Below are 19,339 nucleotides of genomic sequence, written 5' to 3'. Positions count from 1 at the left end.
TTAGTGATAATCAGCTCCTGTTGAAAATAAAAGGTAATAACAATGACTTTGACTAAAGCCGAACTGGCCGATATTCTGGTAGATAAAGTAAGCAACGTAACCAAAAACGATGCCAAAGAAATCGTCGAACTCTTTTTCGAAGAAATCCGAACCACTTTAGAACGCGGTGAAGAAATTAAAATTTCCGGCTTCGGCAATTTTCAGTTGCGCGATAAGCCGCAGCGCCCGGGTCGAAATCCAAAAACCGGAGAAGAAGTGCCGATTACCGCACGCCGAGTGGTGACTTTCCATGCCAGCCAAAAGCTTAAAGGCATGGTGGAGCATTACTATGACAAACAACGTTGATCTGTTGCCCCCGATTCCGGCTCAACGCTATTTCAGCCTTGAAGAATTGTGCGAGCTGGTGCAGATTAATCCTACCCAGTTTGCCCGCTGGCAGCATGAGCATGCCGAGGTAATAGGCTATGGCGGCAACAGCTATACCCGCCGCGATGTCATCAAGCTGCGCAAGCTGAAAGACACCTTTGCGCCATTTGTTGATGAGTTTAACGGCAATGCCGTTGATTCAGAAGGCAATCCGTCTTTAAAGGCAGATGAAGTGCGTGATGCACTGCAAAAAATATTAGCGGAAATCGAAAAAAAGCTTGCTAATCAGGCCGTCTGAATCTATAATCCTGTCTTTCTTTGAGTCGGAGTGTGGCGCAGTCTGGTAGCGCACTTGCATGGGGTGCAAGGGGTCGAAGGTTCGAATCCTTTCACTCCGACCAAAAATAACACTAAAAACAGCTACTTACACTAGCTGTTTTTTTATTGCCTTTTGGCTTGTGTCGGCAGTCGAAAAATAACTTAATTGCATAAACTTACTTGAATCTAAAGCATATATTTTTGCCAAGCATCGAAGTGCCGGTTTTGCCTCTTACGCCGGATATGAAGCAAAAATTACGTTGCCATCAAGGCATGAAAAAGGATAATAAGATTAGGTTTATTAAAGATTATTTCTCTAAAAACAGCCTTAGTAGTACCTAAAATGTCCCTTAGAGCAATATCTCTCAAAAATAGCACCTTTTTTGTCCCTTACGCCTGTTGTCGGCCATTTTGTTTGCCGTCTTTTTTGACCTTGTTTGAGCTGGGCGGCAAAAAGGGCATTTTTTGTATTCAAAACCTTTGAATCCTTGAAATCTTTGCAAGATAAGGCTTTCAGCTATTTTCAGCACCTTTTTTGTCTCTTACGTCTTTTTTTGAGCTTTGTTTAATCTTGCTGTGCCATGATGATTCTGCTGTGAAGGAATGCCTTTCAGACGGCCTTAAAGCAGGGTATGATTACGCCGTTATCAAATGAGGAAAAACCATGAACGTGCTGTTTATCGCCGACCCGATGGCGACGTTTAAAACCTATAAAGACACCACTTATGCCATGATGCGCGAAATGGCTGCGCGCGGCTGGCGGCTGCATCATGTTTTGAGCAGCGGCCTGTCGGTGCGCGGCGGCGAAGTGGTGGCGCAGGCGGCGGCGTTTGCGTTTGCCGGTGTCAAACATGATGACGACCATCATTGGTTTGAAGCTCAAGATGCCGTTCAGACGGCCTTGAAAGATTTTGATGCCGTGATTATGCGCACCGATCCGCCGTTTGACATGCAGTATCTTTACGCCACCCAATTGCTGACATTGGCGGCGCAGCAGGGTGCGAAGGTGTTTAATAGTGGTCAGGCGATGCGCGATTTTAATGAAAAGCTGGCGATTTTAAACTTCAGTCAATTTACCGTGCCCACGTTGGTAAGCACCCAAAGCGCTGATGTCCGCGCCTTTTTGGCCGAGCACGGCGATATTATTGTGAAACCGCTCGACGGCATGGGCGGTATGGGCATTTTCCGCCTGACCGCGCAAGACCCTAATATCGGCAGCATTCTCGAAACGCTGATGCAGCTCGACACGCGCACCATCATGGCGCAGCGCTATATTCCCGAAATTGTGGAGGGTGACAAGCGTGTGTTGGTGATTGGCGGCGAAGTGGTGCCGTTTGCGTTGGCACGTATTCCGCAAAACGGTGAAACACGCGGCAATCTGGCGGCGGGCGGGCGCGGTGTGGCGCAGGCATTAAGTGCGCGCGACCGTGAAATCGCTGAAACACTGGCGCCCGAATTGAAACGGCGCGGCATTTTGCTGGCCGGTTTGGACATCATCGGCGATTACCTCACTGAAGTGAATGTGACCAGCCCCACCGGTTTTCAGGAAATCATGAAACAAAAAGATTTCGATGTGGCCGCCATGTTTGCCGATGCCGCGGCTGCATGGGCCAAAGCGTAAAGGCCGTCTGAACGATGGTGCTCAAGCCCGACAGTTACGCCCGCCGCATGAAGGGGCAGCAAGGTTTGCGGCGGATTATCAATGCCTTGCGCTATTCCGCCGACGGTGTGCGCTTTGCCTGTGAAGAGCAGGGGTTTCGTCAATTATTGTGGCTGCACGGTGCATTGATGCTGATGCTGTGTTTTGCCGGCTTTGCCACGGCTGTGAAAATGATTTTGGTGTTGGGCTCGTTTGCCTCGATTGTGATCGAGCTGCTCAACACCGGCATTGAAGCTGCGGTGGACCACACTTCGCAAGACCAGCACGAATTGGCCAAAAAAGCCAAAGACGTCGGCTCCGCCGCGCAATACATCACGCTGGCGATGTTGGCGGTGTTATGGCTGATGGCTTTTACAGGGGATTAACGTGACAGACAATTCTTATGCAAATCAAGTGAAAGGCAAGCGCGGGCTGCGCCGCATCATCAATGCGGCCGGATATTCCAAAGACGGCTTTCGCGCCGCCTACCGCTATGAAAGCGCTTTTCGCCAGCTGGTGTGGCTCAACGGCACGCTGATGGTGCTGGCGTTTGTGTTTGATTTCGGCCCGGCTTCACGCATGATGCTGATCAGCGCATCGTTTATTTCGTTGATTGTAGAATTAATCAATACGGCCATCGAAGCGGCGGTAGATCATACTTCAACAGCCAAAAACGAGTTGGCCAAACGCGCCAAAGATGCCGGCTCGGCGGCGCAAACGCTGGCGCTGGTATTATTGGCACTGCTGTGGCTGATGTCGCTGTGGCGTGAATACGGTTTGAATCTTTTTTAATGCAGGTCAAGCTTTCAGACGGCCTTTAAGCGTATAAAGGCTGTGTAGCAAACAATCATCTCAAAGGAATGAATTATGAAGAAACTGATGGCAGCTTTGCTGCTTGCCGGCACTTGCCAGGCTGCTTTTGCAGCAGGCATTGATGTTGACGATGCCTGGGCACGCACCACGGTGCAGGGCATGAATATGGGCGGCGTGTTTATGGCGCTTGAAAATGACGGCAAAACCGATGATGTTTTGCTCGGCGGCTCCACACCTGTGGCCGAACGTGTGGAAATCCACACCCACATCAACGACAACGGTGTTATGCGGATGCGCGAAGTGGAAGGCGGCTTGCCGCTGCCCAAAGGCCGGGAAGTGGTGTTGAAACCCGGCAGCTACCACATTATGCTGATGGGCTTGAAAGCACCGCTGCAAGAAGGGCAGAAATTTCCGCTGACGTTGAAATTCAAAAACGCCAAAGCCCAAACGGTGACGGTGGAAACCAAAACCCCGGCGCAAAGCCAAGCGCCTGCGCATCATCACCACCAACATTGATGCCAGCAACATTAATTGAATCATATTCTTTCACAAAAATAGCTTAACGGCGTTGGTTTGCCTGAGCTAGAAGAGGCTGGTTTCGCTAAGGTGCTGAAACACCAAGCCAACCGGCCTCATATATGTGTACTGTCTCCGGTTCGCCGCCTTGTTGGTTTACTTTTGTGAATGGTCAGGACACCCTAGGGTATCCTGACCATTCGATTTATGGGTGCTTTTTGCCCCTGCAAACGCATCTGCTGCGTTAAAAAGCCTCGCAAGATGTCCAATCTTGCTGCGTTTTTTGCCTGGCATCTGCATTTCCAGGAACAAAAATCCCCTCATAAACGAATTGTCAGGACACCCTAGACAACACAGGCCGTCTGAAAAAATATTTCAGACGGCCTGTGTTTTAAGCACTTGATGATGAATGGCGATCAGTTGCTCAACACATCTACGCCTTTGGGCGGGGTAAATTTAAAGGTGTTGCGGGAAAGATTGGGCTTCATATTCAAATTGCTGAAACTGATGGTGGTTTCGTTGCCGAAGCTGTCTTTCAACTGCATGGCCGCCAGCGCGTCGCCTTTAAAGCCGATGCGGATGTATTGGTAGCCGGCGTTGTTTTTCTTGGGGCTGGCCAACACATAATCGATGCCGCCTGAAGAGCCGTCTTCTTTCAGCGAATAGCTGCTGTCGAGCGCGGTTTTGTTCGACAAAATGGCAGCCGGGCTGTCGCCGATGGTTTGGTCTTGCGATGATTTGGTTACCTGCGCCAAATCTACGTCATAAAGCCAAATGGTTTTGCCGTCGCCGACGATGGTTTGCTTATAGGGGCGGGTGTATTCCCATTTAAACAGGCCGGGGCGCTGGATTTGGAACGCGCCGTTGGTGGTTTGGGTTTTCTTTTTGCTTTTCACGGTTTGGCTGAAATTGCCGCTGATGCCGTCGGTGTCGCTGTTGAATTTTTTCAGCGCGTCAATGGCGCCGGCCTGTGCAACGCCGATGGCGGCGCAGAAGCCTAATGCAGTGATGGTTTTCAGCAAAGTGCGTTGTTTCATGCAGTATTCCTTCCTTTCTTGTTGTTGATGGTGCCGGTATTCCGACCGTTGGCGCCAGTATAGGCGTTATTGTGTATCAGGCAAGCCCCCAATCAAGTCGATAATTTGTGTAAACGGTCGGGCTTGCCGGTTAGTATTCTGAATTGTATCGGATTTTGTATCATAGGCAGGCGGCGGCTTTCACATTTATTTAATCGCTTGTTGAATGTTTTTGTCGGGCTTTACATGCATCTTAACAAAAAATCATGCAGGTATAGCGACCATGCCCGTTGATAACAGACGGTATGCACGCGGGGTAAGGCCGGCATAGTAGAATGATTCGGTTTAACGGCTATATAATAATGCCTCTGCCGATATTCGGATGATTGCCGCTCATGCTTTACAACCCTTATCCTCTGCTTGAATCCGCTTTGCTTGAAAGTGACCCCGATGCCAAATGCCGTGCGGCTGCTGAGTTGTTTGAAAAACTTGCCGCCGCCGGAGGTGTTGGCAAACCGGCTGCTGCGGCGCTGGATTTCCGCTTTGCCGGCCGCCCGCAAAAACCGATTTTGGTGGCGCCTGCCGATGTGCAAAAGCGCAAAATGAGCACCACCGAAGGCTATGCGGCCATGCTGCATGCGATTTGCCATATTGAGTTTAATGCCATCAATCTGGCGCTGGATGCGGCTTACCGTTTCCGCAATCTGCCGGAAGCATTTACTGCCGACTGGATTCGGGTAGCAAAAGAAGAGGCATATCATTTTTCACTGATGAGAGGCCGTCTGAATGCCTACGGTTTTGATTATGGTGATTTTGAGGCGCATAACCATTTGTGGGACATGGCCTATAAAACGGCGTTTGATCCGCTGCTGCGTATGGCGCTGGTGCCGCGGGTGCTGGAAGCGCGCGGGTTGGACGTGACCCCGGCCATTCGCGCCAAAGTGGCGCAGCGCGGTGATGAGGCAACTTGCGCCGTGCTCGACATTATTTACCGCGATGAAGTGGGGCATGTACAAATCGGCAATCATTGGTATCATTATCTGTGCGCCCGCCGTGGGTTGGAGCCGGTGGCTTTGTTCCGAACGCTGATTGCCCGCTATGATTTGTTTATTTTCCGCGGCTATGTGAATATCGAGGCGCGCGAGCGTGCAGGCTTCAGCCGCTTTGAGCTGGAGATGTTGGAAGATTTCGAGCAAAGCTTGAAAGCCGCGCCGAAAACGGGCAGCTGGCAGCAGGCATTAAGCCGCTGAGGCCGGGCTGCTTCAGCGGCTGTGTTCGTCGGCCACATGCACCGCTTCGGCTGCGCTGTGTTCGCTCAATCTGCCTTGTTTCATCGAGATAATGCGCTCGGCGTGGTGGAAATATTTATCATCGTGGCTGATGGCGAATACGGTGTAGCCCTGTTGTTTTAACAAGGGCAGCAGGGTTTCGTAAAACACGCGGCGGAACTGCGGGTCTTGGTCGGCCGCCCATTCGTCGAGTATCAGCATGCTGCGGTTTTCCAGCGCGGCGGCGAGCAGGCCGAGGCGTTTTTTCTGGCCTTGCGAAAGCTTGCTGTTGAGAATGCGCTGTTGCTCGATTTTCACTTTATCGCTCAGGCGCAGATGGTTGAGCCATTGGGCGGTGATGTCGTCGGATACGTCTTGGCCGAGGCCGTCTACCAGTTGTTCAAACAAATGAAAATCGGTAAATACGCTGGCAAAAAGCCGGCGGTAGGCATCGCGGTTGGCATCGGTGATTTCGACGTCGTCAACAAAAATTTTGCCGGATGTGGGCGTGTAAAGCCCGGCCAATACCATAGAAAGTGTGGATTTTCCTGAGCCGTTGCTGCCGATGAGAAACACGGTTTCGCCGCGCTTGAGCGTAAGGTTGACCGGCTCGAGTGCAAAATGCTGGCCGCCTTGGGCGGGGTAGGCATAGGTGATGTTTTCAAGGCGGATGCTCTGCCAACCGGCCGGCAGGTTGTGGCTGCTGTGGAAATCGGGGCGGTAGTCGGCAAGCCCTAAGTTGTCGAGCGCATTGAGCGCTACCTGGCTGCTCATCAGCATGGGAAAGGCGCTGATGGCTTGTGAGAGCGGTGAGCGCATAAATAATACGGTCATGGTGATGGTGGCGGCATCGGCCAGGCCGGCCCAGTGGTGGTAGAGTGAGAGGTAAAAGATAATGCCCACTGCCGCCAGCATCAGGGTGTTGCCCCAGTTGATGGCAAAGGCATGGTAGCTGTCGGCACGGATGGCGGCATTGCGGTTGTGTTGCGCGGTGGTGCTGAATGCTTCACGGTAAAAGCGTTCTGCCCGATAGCGGTTGAGGGTAAGCTCTTTGTGGCCGTCGAGGCTGGTTTCATAGTGGCTGTAAAGCTCGTCTTCATAACCGCGCATAGCACGGAAGCTGGCATACACGCGTTTGACCACATAATTGCTGCCGAGCACCATAATGCTGAGAATTAACGCGGTTACCATAAATAATTTGGGCGAAAGCCAAATCATATAAACGCTGCACCCGAGTGTAAACAAGATGCCCTGCACCAGCTCCGGCAGGCGGGCAAAGGCCATGCTGATGCTGCGGATATCGTTGGAAAGGCTGGCCAGCAGCTTGGGCTTGCCGGTCAGCTGGATTTGCGCATCGTGTGAATCCATAATGCGTTTGAGCAAGCGGGTGCGCAATTCAAACACAAATTGGTGGCCGAGCTTGGATAGCTTGATTTGGGCATAAGTGGCCGCCAGCAGGTAAACGGCAAGTAGGGCGGCAAACTGCCACATCACGCTTTGCACCGTGCCTTCGCTGCTGCGCAAAAGATAGGTGTTGATAAACGCCAATACGCCGATACCGAGCAGGCCGGAAAGCAGGGTGAGCGCAAACATCACCAGAAAAGCCCGGCGGTGCTGTTTGAAAACAAGAGCAATGATGTTCATATGTAAAATAAATATTAAGGCCGTCTGAACGTTGGTTTCAGACGGCATGATGTGGATAACAGCTGCTTTATAGCATAGAGCGGCATGAAGATAAAACAAAAATAATGCGCAGAAATCGCAACAGCCGGGTTTACGATTACGAAGCTTTGCCCGGGCAGATGGCTTGGGCGATTTTTTCGCTGTAGTCGGTTTTGCTCCATGCGGAAGCATCTACACTCTGCGTTTGATTGGTATGCGCGGTTTGCGGCGCATTGGCTTGCAGGCCGGTTTGGCAGTTGATCAATACCGGCCAGGTTTGGGCGCTCATGCGGCGCTCGAAAAAGTAAAGGTTGGTTTGCAGCACTTGGCCGCTGTTGCCGACAGGCGCGGTTTTGGCGGTGTCGATGGCAACAAATTTCAATATTTGCGGTTTCACATACGACCACGGTTTGTAAAACGTGCTTTCCGGCACTTCGGCCACCACTACCGCGCTGGCCGGCAGCAGTGAGCGGGTGTGCCCATACCAGCTGTATTCGTTGTAAACCTGAAAGCCGATCATGCCCAAACCGGCAGCGGCAGGCACCAGCCATTTGGGCAGTTTTTTAACCAGCAATCGGATAATCATCATAATGCCGGCGGCACCGAGGCCGGCTGAAACTGTGGCGACAAATTCCCAAATCATGGCATTCCTTTTATTTTTAAGTTGTTTTAAATATTTCGGGCTTCCGTAACAGGAAGCCCGAATGAGTTTAATGAAAATACGGTTTAGTGGTCAACTGCTTTACCTGCACCACGCGGGTAACGTACGCTTTCCACCAAATCTTGCACATCTTGCGGCGGTGCTTTGCCTGCGCTCGATACGATGAAGGCGACTACAAAGTTGATGATGGCACCGACTGCGCCGAACGAGAGCGGAGAAATGCCGAACAACCAGTTGGCTTCTACATTTTCAAAGCTGTTGGTGCCGGGAATAAAGAACCAGCCCAAGTAGAGGAAAATGTAAACACAGGTGGAAATCAAACCTGCCAGCATGCCTGCAACTGCGCCGGTGCTGTTGATGCGTTTTGAGAAAATACCCATCATCAAAGCCGGGAAAATCGAAGCCGCGGCGATACCGAAGGCCAGTGCAACCACTTGTGCTGCAAAGCCGGGCGGGTTGATGCCCAACCAGGTGGCGATAATGATGGCAACCGTCATCGATATGCGCGCGGCCAGCAATTCGCCTTTTTCGCTGATATCGGGTTTGAGCGTTTTCTTAATCAAGTCATGCGAGATGGCTGATGAAATTGCCAGCAGCAAACCGGCCGCCGTCGAGAGTGCCGCAGCCAAACCGCCGGCAGCAATCAGGCCGATTACCCAAGACGGCAGGTTGGCGATTTCAGGGTTGGCCAATACCATAATATCGTTGTTAACGGTCAGCTCGTTGCCTGCCCAGCCGCGCTCGGCAGCTGTGGCTTCAAAGCCGGCGGATTTGTCGTTGTAATACTGGATTCTGCCGTCGCCGTTTTTGTCTTCAAATTTCAGCAAACCGGTGGTTTCCCAAGATTTCATCCATTGCGGGCGTGCTTCAAATTCCAGCGGTGCGGCCGCCGTGCCTTGCGGGTAGATGGTGTCGACCAAGTTAATCCGCGCCATCGAGCCTACCGCCGGTGCGGTGGTGTAAAGCAGCGCGATAAACACCAGTGCCCAACCGGCCGAAGAGCGGGCATCAGATACTTTAGGCACGGTAAAGAAGCGGATAATCACGTGCGGCAGGCCGGCAGTGCCGATCATCAGCGACATGGTGAATAAAAACATATTCAGCTTGTTGGGCACATCGGCCGTGTAGGCAGTGAAGCCCAGCTCAGTGATGATGCTGTCGAGCTTTTGCAGCAGCGGCATGCCTGATTCGGTGTGCGTGCTCAAAAAGCCCAGCGGCGGAATCGGGTTGCCGGTGAGGTTGAGCGAAATAAACACTGCCGGAATGGTATAGGCGATAATCAGTACCACATATTGCGCCACTTGAGTGTAGGTGATGCCTTTCATACCGCCCAATACCGCATAAAATAACACCACAATCGAAGCGATAATCAGGCCGGTGGTGCTGCTCACTTCAAGAAAGCGCGAGAAAGCCACACCTGCACCGGTCATCTGGCCGATTACATAAGTGGTGGAAGCGATAATCAGGCAGAGCACAGCCACCAAGCGGGCGGTGCGGCTGTAGAAACGGTCGCCGATAAAGTCGGGCACAGTAAATTTGCCGAACTTGCGCAAGTAGGGGGCAAGTAGCAGAGCCAGCAGCACATAGCCGCCGGTCCAGCCCATCAGATAAGCCGACGCACCGTAGCCGTTCATGGCCAGCAGGCCGGCCATCGAAATAAACGAAGCCGCGCTCATCCAGTCGGCGCCCGTGGCCATGCCGTTTAATACCGGATGCACACCGCCGCCGGCCACATAAAACTCTTTGGTCGAGCCGGCACGCGCCCAAATCGCAATGCCGAAATACAGCGCAAAAGAAGCGCCGACGAAAATCAAGTTAATCACAAATTGGCTCATAGTCTCACTCCTCATCCACACCGAATTCTTCATCCAGCTTATTCATTCTCCACGAATAGAAGAAAATGATAGCGATGAAGGTAAGAATCGAACCTTGCTGACCAAACCAGAAACCCAAATCGGAGCCGCCGACCGGAATGCCTGATAAAGCAGGACGTAAAACGATTGCAAAGCCATAAGAACACAGCGCCCAGACAACCAAGCAGATAACGATAAGTCGGACGTTTGCCTTCCAGTAGCTTGCAGCATCATGTTTGTTAACAGACATGACTTCCTCCTTTGTTGACAATTTTATAATTAGATCTGCCGTTTTATTTTGCCCGAATCATGCAGTGCAGACCGCAAAATCCGGTGAACCGGCAAAGTTTTCAGATGCTTAAAATACTGCACCGTAGGGGCAGAATAGCATAGTTCAAAATATTTTAAATTGAATTATTCTGATGGATTCCATAAAAAAACAAGATACCGCCCATCACAGTATGTAAACAAAATGTTGAAAATTTAACGGTAAACCAATGTAGTGTAATGTAATTATATGTTTGTGAATATGTAAATGAAAATTCGAGTGAAAGCACTGGAAAATGTTGACAATCAATGCAGAAAACACCGCAAAAACGGCTTGAAAACGGCATTTCAACAAGTGAAAATGCAGAGAATTTGTATGAAAAATGGCGAAAAACCGGCCATATCCGTATCATGCCGATTCACAAAAGTAAACCGACAAGACGCACCGTGAGATTGTTGTTGTAAATAGGTATGAGCGGTGCGCACAGCGAAGATTGCCCGGCGTATGCCGACGTGTTGGCGAGGAAGCCGCCGTGGGCGCAGGAATAGGTCGTCTGAAATGATGGCGATGATGGGATGTGCGATAAAGCAAACCTGCGGTTTGCCGCCCTCTCCCCAACCCTCCCCCACAGGGGAGGGAGCCAGGTTGCTGAAGCGGTAAGATTGGTGGGAAAAACAAACGCCGACCCAAACACACACAACAGCAAAAAACGCGCAACGGCAAAAACACACAACGGTAAAAAACGCGTAACGGAAAACACACAACGGCAAAAAACGCGTAACGGCAAAAACAACAGCAACCGAGTTCCCTCTCCCGTGGGAGAGGGTTAGGGAGAGGGCACAAGCCGTGAGGCTTGCATAATGGTCAGGCCGTCTGAAAATGATGGAAGAAGGCGGAATGATGCAAACCTGCGGTTTGCCGCCCTCTCCCCAGCCCTCCCCCGCAGGGGAGGGAGCCAGGTTGCTGAAGCGGTAAGATTGGCGGGAAAATAACGCCGACCAAAATACGTAACGGTAACAACACACAACGGCAAAAAACGCGTAACGGCAAACACAACAGCAACCGAGTTCCCTCTCCCGTGGGAGAGGGTTAGGGAGAGGGCACAAGCCGTGAGGCTTGCATAATGGTCAGGCCGTCTGAAAATGATGGAAGAAGGCGGAATGATGCAAACCTGCGGTTTGCCGCCCTCTCCCCAGCCCTCCCCCACAGGGGAGGGAGCCAGGTGGCTGAAGTGGTAAGGTTGGCGGGAAAATAACGCCGGCCAAAATGCGTAACGGTAAAAACACACAATGGCAAAAAACGCGTAACGGCAAAAACAACAGCAACCGAGTTCCCTCTCCCGTGGGAGAGGGTTAGGGAGAGGGCACAAGCCGTGAGGCTTGCATAATGGTCAGGCCGTCTGAAAATGATGGAAGAAGGCGGAATGATGCAAACCTGCGGTTTGCCGCCCTCTCCCCAACCCTCCCCCACAGGGGAGGGAGCCAGGTTGCTGAAGCGGTAAGATTGGTGGGAAAAACAAACGCCGACCCAAACACACAACAGCAAAAAACGCGCAACGGCAAAAACACACAACAGCAAAAAACGCGCAACGGCAAAAACACACAACAGCAAAAAACGCGTAACGGCAAAAACACACAACAGCAAAAAACGCGTAACGGCAAAAACAACAGCAACCGAGTTCCCTCTCCCGTGGGAGAGGGTTAGGGAGAGGGCACAAGCCGCAAGGCTTGCATAATGGTCAGGCCGTCTGAAATGATGGCGGAATACGCAATAAAGCAAACCTGTGGTTTGCCGCCCTCTCCCCAGCCCTCCCCCACAGGGGAGGGAGCCAGGTTGCTGAAGCGGTAAGATTGGCGGGAAAATAACGCCGACCAAAATACGTAACGGTAAAAACACACAATGGCAAAAACACGCGTAACGGCAAAAACAACAGCAACCGAGTTCCCTCTCCCGTGGGAGAGGGTTAGGGAGAGGGCACAAGCCGCAAGGCTTGCATAATGGTAGGCCGTCTGAAAACATTTTCAGACGGCCTTTGATATGTAAATTCAAACAGCCGATCAAGCAGCCAGCACGCGCGCAAACAGAATTTCATTTTCCAGCGTGATGTGGTCGTTTAAATCATCCACAAATTCCCGCGCCTGCGCATACAAACGCTGCCAGCTGCCGCAAGCCCCTTCTGGTGGCGTCAGATTGTCTGTTAGCGCCAGCAGTTGCCCGATAGCCGCCTCATGCTCGGTATGCTCGTGCATCATCATCTGAATCGGCATCGCCGCACCACGCCCGGCGCCCTGATTAATCATCGGAAACAACACCCGCTCTTCTTTCATCATATGGTTTGACAAATCAGCCTCTATGCCTTGCAGCAGCGGTAACACCTCAGCAGGAAACACCCCCGCGTGCACGGCAGACACTTTTTCCGCCAACACAATCAAATCGGCCAACTGCCGGCGGTGCACTTCATGATAGCGCTGCAAAATGTGGTTGATGGTGGCATTCAGCGGGGCTTGTTGCCATACATTCAAATCGGTCATGGTTTGGGTTCCTTATATCGGGTTCAGGCTTTTCAGACGGCCTTTTTTATAACAATCATATTATATGAATAATTTTTCAGACGGCACATACGCCGATAGAAGTAGAAGCAGTAGTATATTTACACGAAATTAATCAGATAATAAAAACTATTACTATTATTGACGTATAAAGATGAAAATACTATTATCTGCCTTTGTGTTGAAACGGGTTGTAATGTATTCCCAAAATGGGGGATTCAGCCTGTCTGATGCCCATTCATAGAAGCCGGCCGACAAAACGGCAGGCTGAAGCGGTGCCGCCGACTTACTTTTGCGAATGGATATAATGCAACCCGCATGCGGCATAAAGCCTGCGGGCATTTCAATAAAACACAGCAGATTCCGGCATCAAAACAGCGGCATACCGTGCCGGCTCTGCCCGACAACCTCTGATAAATGTAAACAAGGGAAACAGAATGAAAAACTATCCGCTCAAAACCATCGCGCTGTGTTTGAGTATCTTGTGGGCATCCCCGCATGTGTGGGCGAATACAGCCGAAACAGGCGGCGATGAAGCGGCTTCAAAAACAGAGCTGAATGCGATCGTGGTAGAAGGCATGCGCAATGTGCGCGATGCAGCAGGGCACGACAAAGTTTACGAAGAGGATATTTCCAGCGTTTATAAAGGCTTGCAGGAAATCGACACCTACCGCGGCACCAGCCCGGCAGATCTGTTTAAAGGCATGGTGGGGGTGCAAATGGGTGATGCCCGCAACAGCGGCGGGATAGACCCTAATGTGCGCGGTATTCAAGGGCAGGGGCGCGTGCCGGTAACGGTGGATGGCACGGAGCAGGCGATTACTGTCTGGCGTGGCTATAACGGTGCCAATAACCGCAACTATATTGACCCAATGTTAATCAGCAGTATCCGTGTAGAAAAAGGCCCTTCGCTCAATCGCAGTTTGCAAAACTCGATTGGTGGTGGTGTAGAAATACGCACCTTGTCTATTGATGATGTTGTGGAAAAAGGGAAAACATACGGCGTGGATGTCCGTTTTGAGGCTTCCAATAATGCTGTTAAAGAAAGAGCAGACTACAGTCAATACATCGGTAAATCCGTGCCGGATTGGGCGCGGGAAAAATATGGTTCGAAGTGGATAGCAGGTATGACCAGTGTTGAAGCCAAACAACAGCGCTTCAACAGCTTTGGTCACGATCAGGCTTATCGGATAGCGGCAGGGATAAAACAAGACAAGTTTGATTTTCTGGCCGCGTTTGCCCACCGCGATCGCGGTAATTATTTTGCCGGTAAAGGCGGGGTTGAGCGCTACATCGGAGAGGAAAGCGACCAGCTGATTAAAGGGGGCTATGAGGTTCCGAATACATCTAACAAAACTCAATCAATTTTACTGAAAGGCACTTGGAGGCCGTCTGAAAATCAGGCTGTGCAGCTGGGCTACAGCCGTATCCGCTCGGATTATGGCGACATTATGCCTTCACGCATATCAGGCACCATGGGGTTGGGTGATTTTTACCGCGAATATCAAGACCAGCGGTTGCTGCCGCAATGGCCGCTCAGCTCTGTGGGCTTGGATGCCTATTATCTGAATTATAGCTGGAAGCCGCAAAACCCTTGGCTTGATGTCAAGGCAGGTATTTGGACGACACGTGCCAAAACTACCACTCAAAACAGCGGCGGCTTTCCCTTGGATGCCAAAGGGCAGAATCCCATTGTCAACTCCTCTCTCTATACTGCCGACAATAACCGCTGGGGGGTCAATCTTTCCAATAAAATCAGCCTTACCGACACGTTGGCGCTTACCTTGGCAGGCAATTATCAGCAAGAAGACTTAGATTCTAAAGACCGTTGGTGGAAAGACCCTGATCAGCCTGATTCCTTCCGCTCCCGCCCCCGGCAGGGCACACGTAAAGAATACAAATTCGATTTCAATTTCGACTGGCAGCCCACCGAAAAATTGGCCATTAGTGCCGGTGCACGCTGGAACGGTTATTCTTCATTTGATAAAGGTTTACAACAAATCCTCAACGATAAAGACGATCCGAATTATAACGGTTATGTCATGATGATGAATGCTCGAAAAACCGGCTATAAATTGAATTATTACACTGAGCTGACCGACCCGGCCGTTATCGCTGCATTTAAGGAATATGAGAAAGATTGGCGCAGTAGCGCCTTAGAAAATTTAGGTTATTACACGGGAGGCTGTCAAAGCGATTCCGATTCCAGCCGTTGCATCAATACTGATGCGAGCAATTATGGTCAGTTGTTTCACAGTATCGTTTGGGAAATGAATGCAAACGGAAAGGCCAGCCGTGCCAACAATCCTTTCTTGAACGGTGAAGCACAAAAAAATGGTTGGATCCGGCCTGAAGGTGCATTACAAGCACTGCCGATTTATGATTATTCCGGCGCCAACACCCAAGTTGACAAACGCAAAGCCTCTTCCGGCTGGTCGCCGGTATTGTCGGCTTCATACCGTTTGAATGACAATCACCGCATTTATGGCCGTTGGACACAGGCAACCCGTATGCCCAGCCTGTTTGAATCTACTGTTGCCTTTTCAGCAGGTTTTTTAGGTACCCAGCAAATCAAACCCGAAAAAGCCACCAACGTGGAAGTGGGCTATGTTTACGATTTCCGCAACCTGTTTGACAAACAGCCGGCTTCCGCCGATATCAAGCTGGCTTGGTATCGCAACAGCATCAAAAATCCGATAGATCGCGATGTCAATTTGTTTTTTATCCAAGTCGATAAGTGGGAAACTTCCGGGTTGGAACTGCAGGCGCGTTACGACAATGGTCGTTTTTTCACTGATATAGGCGCTTCATACACCCTGAAAAACAGAATCTGCGATGAAGATCAGGCAGCTTTATATGATCCCTATCAGGGGCGTATTCCGAATTGCGTTGAAGACGGCTTCCGCAGCGGTTACATCCAGAATATGCAACCGCCCAAATACAGCTTCAATTGGGGAGTTGGCGGACGTTTTTTCAATGATAAGCTGGAATTGGGCAGCCGCCTGACCCACCATGCCGGCTGGCGCAATAACGGCCCGAAAAATTTCGGTGAATTATGGCCTTATTATCAAAATACATTTAATGACACTATTCGCTGGCATTCTGTAACGGTATGGGATGCTTATGCCCGCTACCGCATCAACAAGCACATTACTGCTGAAATCAGCGGTAATAACTTGACCAACCGTTATTACCTCGATCCGCTTACCCGTTCTGAGATGCCGGCACCGGGGCGGACGTTGAAATTCAGCCTTTCCGGGAAATTCTGATGCTGTAACCGCTGCCATAAAAACTTGCCCATGATTTCAGACGGCCTAAGCCGAGTATAGCTAAATATTAAAAAGCTTTCATAAATAATATTGATTTTTATTTACTTTTATAATGTTTGTGTTTATACTGAGATTGCCTTCTCAATCAAGAAGGCAGTTTTAGATGCAGTATATATTCTCTGACATAATTATCTGTTCGCAGATAGAAAGGCATTAAAATGAAAAAGATTCTCGCCGTGTTGGCTGTTGGCATGATTTCTTCAATGGCTCATGCCGCAACGGTAGGCTCCCAAAGCTATAAGGATAATATCGAGGTGGGCGGCAGTATGTGGATACCTTTTGGCCCGCATGCAGATTCTGCAGGCTTGCCCGGTGTTGGTGTTAAAGGTGTTGCGCTTGGACAATTGAGTAAAATTTCAATGAGAAGTGTTCGGAAATTAACCGAACAGAATCCTGATTATGGTGCAACCGACGGCAACAACGTCACCGTGGTTACGCCGCCGGCTCATGGTAAAGTGGCGATGGGCAATTTCAATTTCGCCCAACTGGCCGACAGCAACGCCGAAGTTTATTACGGTGAATGGACGGCGCATAACGACACCGCCGGCGCCACCCGCTCGGTTTACTATGTCGGTAAAGACAAAACCGCCAATATGCCCACTTCCGGCACGGCCACTTATGCGGTTAAAGGCATCAACCAATACAGCGGCAACAACCAGCTCAACGGCACGTTTACCGCCGATTTCGGCAAAAACACGCTTAAGGGCAGCCTGGCCAACAATGCTTTAAACGTAGGCGTGGATGCAAAAATCAACACTGCTGCCGCCAGCTTTAACGGCTCGGCAACTGCGGCGGGCAAAACCGGCACTTCGCAAGGCCATTTCTTTGGCAACAATGCCGGCAGCCTGGCGGGCTTTGCCAAGTTTGACGACCGCAAACTCGACACTGCATTCGGCGGTGTAAAAAAATAAATTCACACATCAAGGGGCATGCGGCGGCGGCCGGTGCCTTTTGCTTTTTGATTTACCGTGCCCGGCAAAACAGCTTGAGGCCGTCTGAAAAATACACACATATATCAACAAGCGAATGATAAAAAAATATTGGGCAGCGTTGGGTTTGGCCGTTTGCTCGCTGCCGGTTTATGCCGACAGCGAGCAAACGGCGCAGCAATTGCGTTTTCAAACACAGCAGCTGTTGCAGCAGCGCGAACAGGCGGCATTGGTGCCGGAGCCGGAAGCTGGTGTGTTGCGCATAAACGGCGAAGATTTTGCGGTGGGTAACAATGCGGCGGAGCTGGCGGTGGCACTGATGGTGGCGGTTAACCACCGTCAGGCGGATGATGTGGCGCGTTTGTTGCAGCGTTACCGTGCGTTGCCCGAATATGATGCCGCCACGGCCGATTTTGCCGAAGCAGCCCTGAGCCGTTTGCGCGGTGATTTGGCGCAGGCTCAGCGGCAGTATCAGGCCTTGCTGGCGGCGCAGCCCGAATTTACCCGCGCGCGCCTGGATTGGGCGCGCCTGTTGTTTGATAACCGTGAAGACAAGGCGGCGCAGGCACAGTTTGCGCAATTAGCCGATGCAAAACTGCCGCCGGCGGTGCGCAAAAATGTGCAAGGCTATCGGGATGCGCTGGATGTGCGCAACGGTTGGCATTTGTCGGTGTCGGCGGGGCCGGTGTGGAACAGTAATGTGGGGGAGGGCACCGGTAAAAGCGAAACCTTTATTCTGCACACGCCGGCCGGTGTGCCGCTCGAATATGAGCAGTCGTCTCCGCCGCCGCAGCCCGCGCGCGGCATAGGTTATGATGCCGCATTGAGCAAACGCTGGCCGCTGGCCGGGCATCATGCCTTATGGCTGCGCGGCCTGCTGTATGGCACGCACTACCGCCACCATGCCGGGCGCAGTGAGGACACTTTAAATCTGGCCGCCGGTTACCAATGGGCTTCGGCACAGCACAGCTGGTCGGCGGCGCCGCTGTGGGAATGGAACCAAACCGGCAACCGCAGCCTTTACCGGGCGGCAGGTGCGCGGGCGGAATGGCAATACAGCCCGCGGCCAGATTGGGGCGTGAATATCGAGGCCGAACGCAAACACATGCAGTATGCCGAAGATTACCGCCACAACAACGGCAAACATAGCAGCGTATACGCCACATTATCGTATGCGCCCAATCCGCGCTGGTGGCTCTATGGCGGGGCGGATATGCAATGGCGGCAAACGCAGGAGCCGGCCAATGATTACCGCCAATACGGCTTGCGGGCGGGCGTGGTGCGGCAATGGGGCGATAATGTCGCCCTCAATCTGAATGCAGCCGTGCGTCGGCGCCAATATGCCGCGTTCAACCCGTGGCTGCAAGTCAGACGCCGCGACCGCGAACAGGTTTACAGCGCCACACTCACCGTGCCGCGCTGGCAGCTCGGCGGCTTCACCCCCGCGCTGACTTTGAAACACACACGGGTCAGCAGCAATGCCGGCTGGTTTGCAGCCTATCGCAAAAACGAAGCCCTGTTGAAATGGTCGCGGTTTTTTTAATATCCATTCGCAAAAATAAGCTGGCGGCGCTGGCTTGCTTTTGTCAATGAGCGTTATTCTGAACACAAGCAAAGGCCGTCTGAAAACATTTTTTCAGACGGCCTTTGTATACACAGGGCTTTCGTGAGCAAAGCCCTTCATGCTCTATCCTGTGGGTAGGATGTTCGAATCCGGTATTTTTCAGACGGCCAAAATTATTGGGAGCCATAAGAATATCAAATCATTTGTCGGCTAGCGGTATCCGATGCTTGCTTTCATGAATGAGCGTTATTCTGAACACAAGCAAGGCCGTCTGAAAACATTTTCTTTCAGACGGCCTTTGTATACAGGGCTTTCGTGAGCAAAGCCCTTCATGCTCTATCCTGTAGGTAGGATGCTCGAATCCGGTATTTTTCAGACGGCCAAAATCATTTAGCATCACAAGAATATCAAACCATTTGTCGGCTACCGGTATCCGATGCTTGCTTTCATGAATGGGCATTATTCTGATCACAAGCAAAGGCCGTCTGAAAACATTTTTTTCAGACGGCCTTTGTATACACAGGGCTTTCGTGAGCAAAGCCCTTCATGCTCTATCCTATAGGTAGGATGCTCGAATCCGATATTTTC

Annotated in this window: 18 protein-coding genes and 1 tRNA gene; 11 read left to right on the top strand and 8 right to left on the bottom strand. The window is 51.3% G+C overall.

Annotation, left to right across the window (positions count from 1 at the left end; all coding sequences use genetic code 11):
* Nucleotides 1-42: 42 nt before the first annotated feature.
* The 7 genes from LVJ83_RS08145 to LVJ83_RS08115 all read left to right on the top strand — a co-directional run bounded on the left by LVJ83_RS08145 (nt 43) and on the right by LVJ83_RS08115 (nt 3,652).
* Nucleotides 43-345, top strand: coding sequence for an integration host factor subunit alpha (locus LVJ83_RS08145; RefSeq protein WP_244784026.1), 303 nt, complete (start codon nt 43-45; stop codon nt 343-345).
* Nucleotides 329-664: a hypothetical protein gene (locus LVJ83_RS08140; RefSeq protein WP_244784025.1), complete on the top strand. Its 336-nt coding sequence runs from the start codon at nt 329-331 to the stop codon at nt 662-664. The genes LVJ83_RS08145 and LVJ83_RS08140 overlap by 17 nt, the downstream gene beginning before the upstream one ends.
* Nucleotides 665-690: 26 nt before the next feature.
* Nucleotides 691-767: transfer RNA gene (locus LVJ83_RS08135), tRNA-Pro, on the top strand.
* A 581-nt stretch (nt 768-1,348) separates the two neighbouring features.
* Complete coding sequence (gene gshB, locus LVJ83_RS08130) at nt 1,349-2,305, top strand: glutathione synthase (RefSeq protein WP_244784024.1); 957 nt, start codon at nt 1,349-1,351, stop codon at nt 2,303-2,305.
* A gap of 14 nt (nt 2,306-2,319) precedes the next feature.
* Nucleotides 2,320-2,709 (top strand): diacylglycerol kinase, encoded by a 390-nt coding sequence (locus LVJ83_RS08125; RefSeq protein WP_244784023.1) that lies wholly within the window; start codon nt 2,320-2,322, stop codon nt 2,707-2,709.
* 1 nt (nt 2,710) lies between these two features.
* The gene (locus LVJ83_RS08120) at nt 2,711-3,115 is read left to right on the top strand and encodes a diacylglycerol kinase (protein ID WP_244784022.1); all 405 of its coding nucleotides are present in this window, start codon (nt 2,711-2,713) and stop codon (nt 3,113-3,115) included.
* 75 nt (nt 3,116-3,190) lie between these two features.
* Complete coding sequence (locus LVJ83_RS08115; protein WP_244784021.1) at nt 3,191-3,652, top strand: copper chaperone PCu(A)C; 462 nt, start codon at nt 3,191-3,193, stop codon at nt 3,650-3,652.
* A gap of 156 nt (nt 3,653-3,808) precedes the next feature.
* Here the strand turns inward: LVJ83_RS08115 and LVJ83_RS08110 are convergent, their stop codons facing one another.
* Nucleotides 3,809-3,976: a hypothetical protein gene (locus tag LVJ83_RS08110; RefSeq protein WP_244784020.1), complete on the bottom strand. Its 168-nt coding sequence runs from the start codon at nt 3,974-3,976 to the stop codon at nt 3,809-3,811.
* Nucleotides 3,977-4,068: 92 nt separating this feature from the next.
* The gene (lolA, locus tag LVJ83_RS08105; protein WP_244784019.1) at nt 4,069-4,689 is read right to left on the bottom strand and encodes an outer membrane lipoprotein periplasmic chaperone LolA; all 621 of its coding nucleotides are present in this window, start codon (nt 4,687-4,689) and stop codon (nt 4,069-4,071) included.
* Between the two features lie 374 nt (nt 4,690-5,063).
* Here lolA and LVJ83_RS08100 point away from each other — a divergent pair, with 374 nt between their 5' ends.
* Nucleotides 5,064-5,918 carry a ferritin-like domain-containing protein gene (locus LVJ83_RS08100; protein ID WP_244784018.1) on the top strand — a complete coding sequence of 285 codons (855 nt, stop codon included), beginning with the start codon at nt 5,064-5,066 and terminating at the stop codon, nt 5,916-5,918.
* Nucleotides 5,919-5,930: 12 nt separating this feature from the next.
* Here LVJ83_RS08100 and LVJ83_RS08095 read toward each other — a convergent pair whose 3' ends face one another.
* From LVJ83_RS08095 to LVJ83_RS08070, 6 genes are all read right to left on the bottom strand, one after another.
* Nucleotides 5,931-7,628 carry a multidrug ABC transporter permease/ATP-binding protein gene (locus LVJ83_RS08095; RefSeq protein ID WP_244784017.1) on the bottom strand — a complete coding sequence of 566 codons (1,698 nt, stop codon included), beginning with the start codon at nt 7,626-7,628 and terminating at the stop codon, nt 5,931-5,933.
* A gap of 88 nt (nt 7,629-7,716) precedes the next feature.
* Nucleotides 7,717-8,241 carry a hypothetical protein gene (locus LVJ83_RS08090; protein WP_244784016.1) on the bottom strand — a complete coding sequence of 175 codons (525 nt, stop codon included), beginning with the start codon at nt 8,239-8,241 and terminating at the stop codon, nt 7,717-7,719.
* A gap of 83 nt (nt 8,242-8,324) precedes the next feature.
* Entirely contained in the window at nt 8,325-10,094 is a 1,770-nt protein-coding gene (locus tag LVJ83_RS08085; RefSeq protein ID WP_244784015.1) for a sodium:solute symporter family protein, read from the bottom strand.
* A gap of 4 nt (nt 10,095-10,098) precedes the next feature.
* Entirely contained in the window at nt 10,099-10,362 is a 264-nt protein-coding gene (locus LVJ83_RS08080; protein WP_244784014.1) for a DUF4212 domain-containing protein, read from the bottom strand.
* A 1,107-nt stretch (nt 10,363-11,469) separates the two neighbouring features.
* Nucleotides 11,470-12,159 (bottom strand): hypothetical protein, encoded by a 690-nt coding sequence (locus LVJ83_RS08075; protein WP_244784013.1) that lies wholly within the window; start codon nt 12,157-12,159, stop codon nt 11,470-11,472.
* Nucleotides 12,160-12,437: 278 nt separating this feature from the next.
* On the bottom strand, nt 12,438-12,911 hold the full coding sequence (locus tag LVJ83_RS08070; protein ID WP_244784012.1) for a hemerythrin domain-containing protein: 474 nt from the start codon (nt 12,909-12,911) through the stop codon (nt 12,438-12,440).
* A 455-nt stretch (nt 12,912-13,366) separates the two neighbouring features.
* On the opposite strand from LVJ83_RS08070, the gene LVJ83_RS08065 reads away from it, so the two are divergent.
* From LVJ83_RS08065 to LVJ83_RS08055, 3 genes are all read left to right on the top strand, one after another.
* Complete coding sequence (locus LVJ83_RS08065) at nt 13,367-16,198, top strand: TonB-dependent receptor domain-containing protein (RefSeq protein ID WP_244784011.1); 2,832 nt, start codon at nt 13,367-13,369, stop codon at nt 16,196-16,198.
* Nucleotides 16,199-16,416: 218 nt separating this feature from the next.
* A complete protein-coding gene (locus LVJ83_RS08060; protein WP_244784010.1) occupies nt 16,417-17,169 on the top strand; it encodes a Slam-dependent surface lipoprotein in 753 nt (250 codons plus the stop codon).
* 115 nt (nt 17,170-17,284) lie between these two features.
* Complete coding sequence (locus LVJ83_RS08055; RefSeq protein WP_244784009.1) at nt 17,285-18,730, top strand: surface lipoprotein assembly modifier; 1,446 nt, start codon at nt 17,285-17,287, stop codon at nt 18,728-18,730.
* Nucleotides 18,731-19,339: the final 609 nt, after the last annotated feature.

Origin of the sequence: Uruburuella testudinis, from assembly GCF_022870865.1 — a bacterium.
Lineage (GTDB): Bacteria > Pseudomonadota > Gammaproteobacteria > Burkholderiales > Neisseriaceae > Neisseria > Neisseria testudinis.
Note: the sequence above shows the minus strand (reverse complement) of the source record. Positions and strands in the feature narration are given on the sequence as shown.

Coding starts and splice junctions, on each gene's coding strand:
- LVJ83_RS08145 (WP_244784026.1), top strand. CDS start 43: ATGACTTTGACTAAAGCCGAACTGGCCGATATTCTGGTAGATAAAGTA.
- LVJ83_RS08140 (WP_244784025.1), top strand. CDS start 329: ATGACAAACAACGTTGATCTGTTGCCCCCGATTCCGGCTCAACGCTAT.
- gshB (WP_244784024.1), top strand. CDS start 1,349: ATGAACGTGCTGTTTATCGCCGACCCGATGGCGACGTTTAAAACCTAT.
- LVJ83_RS08125 (WP_244784023.1), top strand. CDS start 2,320: ATGGTGCTCAAGCCCGACAGTTACGCCCGCCGCATGAAGGGGCAGCAA.
- LVJ83_RS08115 (WP_244784021.1), top strand. CDS start 3,191: ATGAAGAAACTGATGGCAGCTTTGCTGCTTGCCGGCACTTGCCAGGCT.
- LVJ83_RS08110 (WP_244784020.1), bottom strand. CDS start 3,976: ATGAGGGGATTTTTGTTCCTGGAAATGCAGATGCCAGGCAAAAAACGC.
- lolA (WP_244784019.1), bottom strand. CDS start 4,689: ATGAAACAACGCACTTTGCTGAAAACCATCACTGCATTAGGCTTCTGC.
- LVJ83_RS08100 (WP_244784018.1), top strand. CDS start 5,064: ATGCTTTACAACCCTTATCCTCTGCTTGAATCCGCTTTGCTTGAAAGT.
- LVJ83_RS08095 (WP_244784017.1), bottom strand. CDS start 7,628: ATGCCGTCTGAAACCAACGTTCAGACGGCCTTAATATTTATTTTACAT.
- LVJ83_RS08090 (WP_244784016.1), bottom strand. CDS start 8,241: ATGATTTGGGAATTTGTCGCCACAGTTTCAGCCGGCCTCGGTGCCGCC.
- LVJ83_RS08085 (WP_244784015.1), bottom strand. CDS start 10,094: ATGAGCCAATTTGTGATTAACTTGATTTTCGTCGGCGCTTCTTTTGCG.
- LVJ83_RS08080 (WP_244784014.1), bottom strand. CDS start 10,362: ATGTCTGTTAACAAACATGATGCTGCAAGCTACTGGAAGGCAAACGTC.
- LVJ83_RS08070 (WP_244784012.1), bottom strand. CDS start 12,911: ATGACCGATTTGAATGTATGGCAACAAGCCCCGCTGAATGCCACCATC.
- LVJ83_RS08065 (WP_244784011.1), top strand. CDS start 13,367: ATGAAAAACTATCCGCTCAAAACCATCGCGCTGTGTTTGAGTATCTTG.
- LVJ83_RS08060 (WP_244784010.1), top strand. CDS start 16,417: ATGAAAAAGATTCTCGCCGTGTTGGCTGTTGGCATGATTTCTTCAATG.
- LVJ83_RS08055 (WP_244784009.1), top strand. CDS start 17,285: ATGATAAAAAAATATTGGGCAGCGTTGGGTTTGGCCGTTTGCTCGCTG.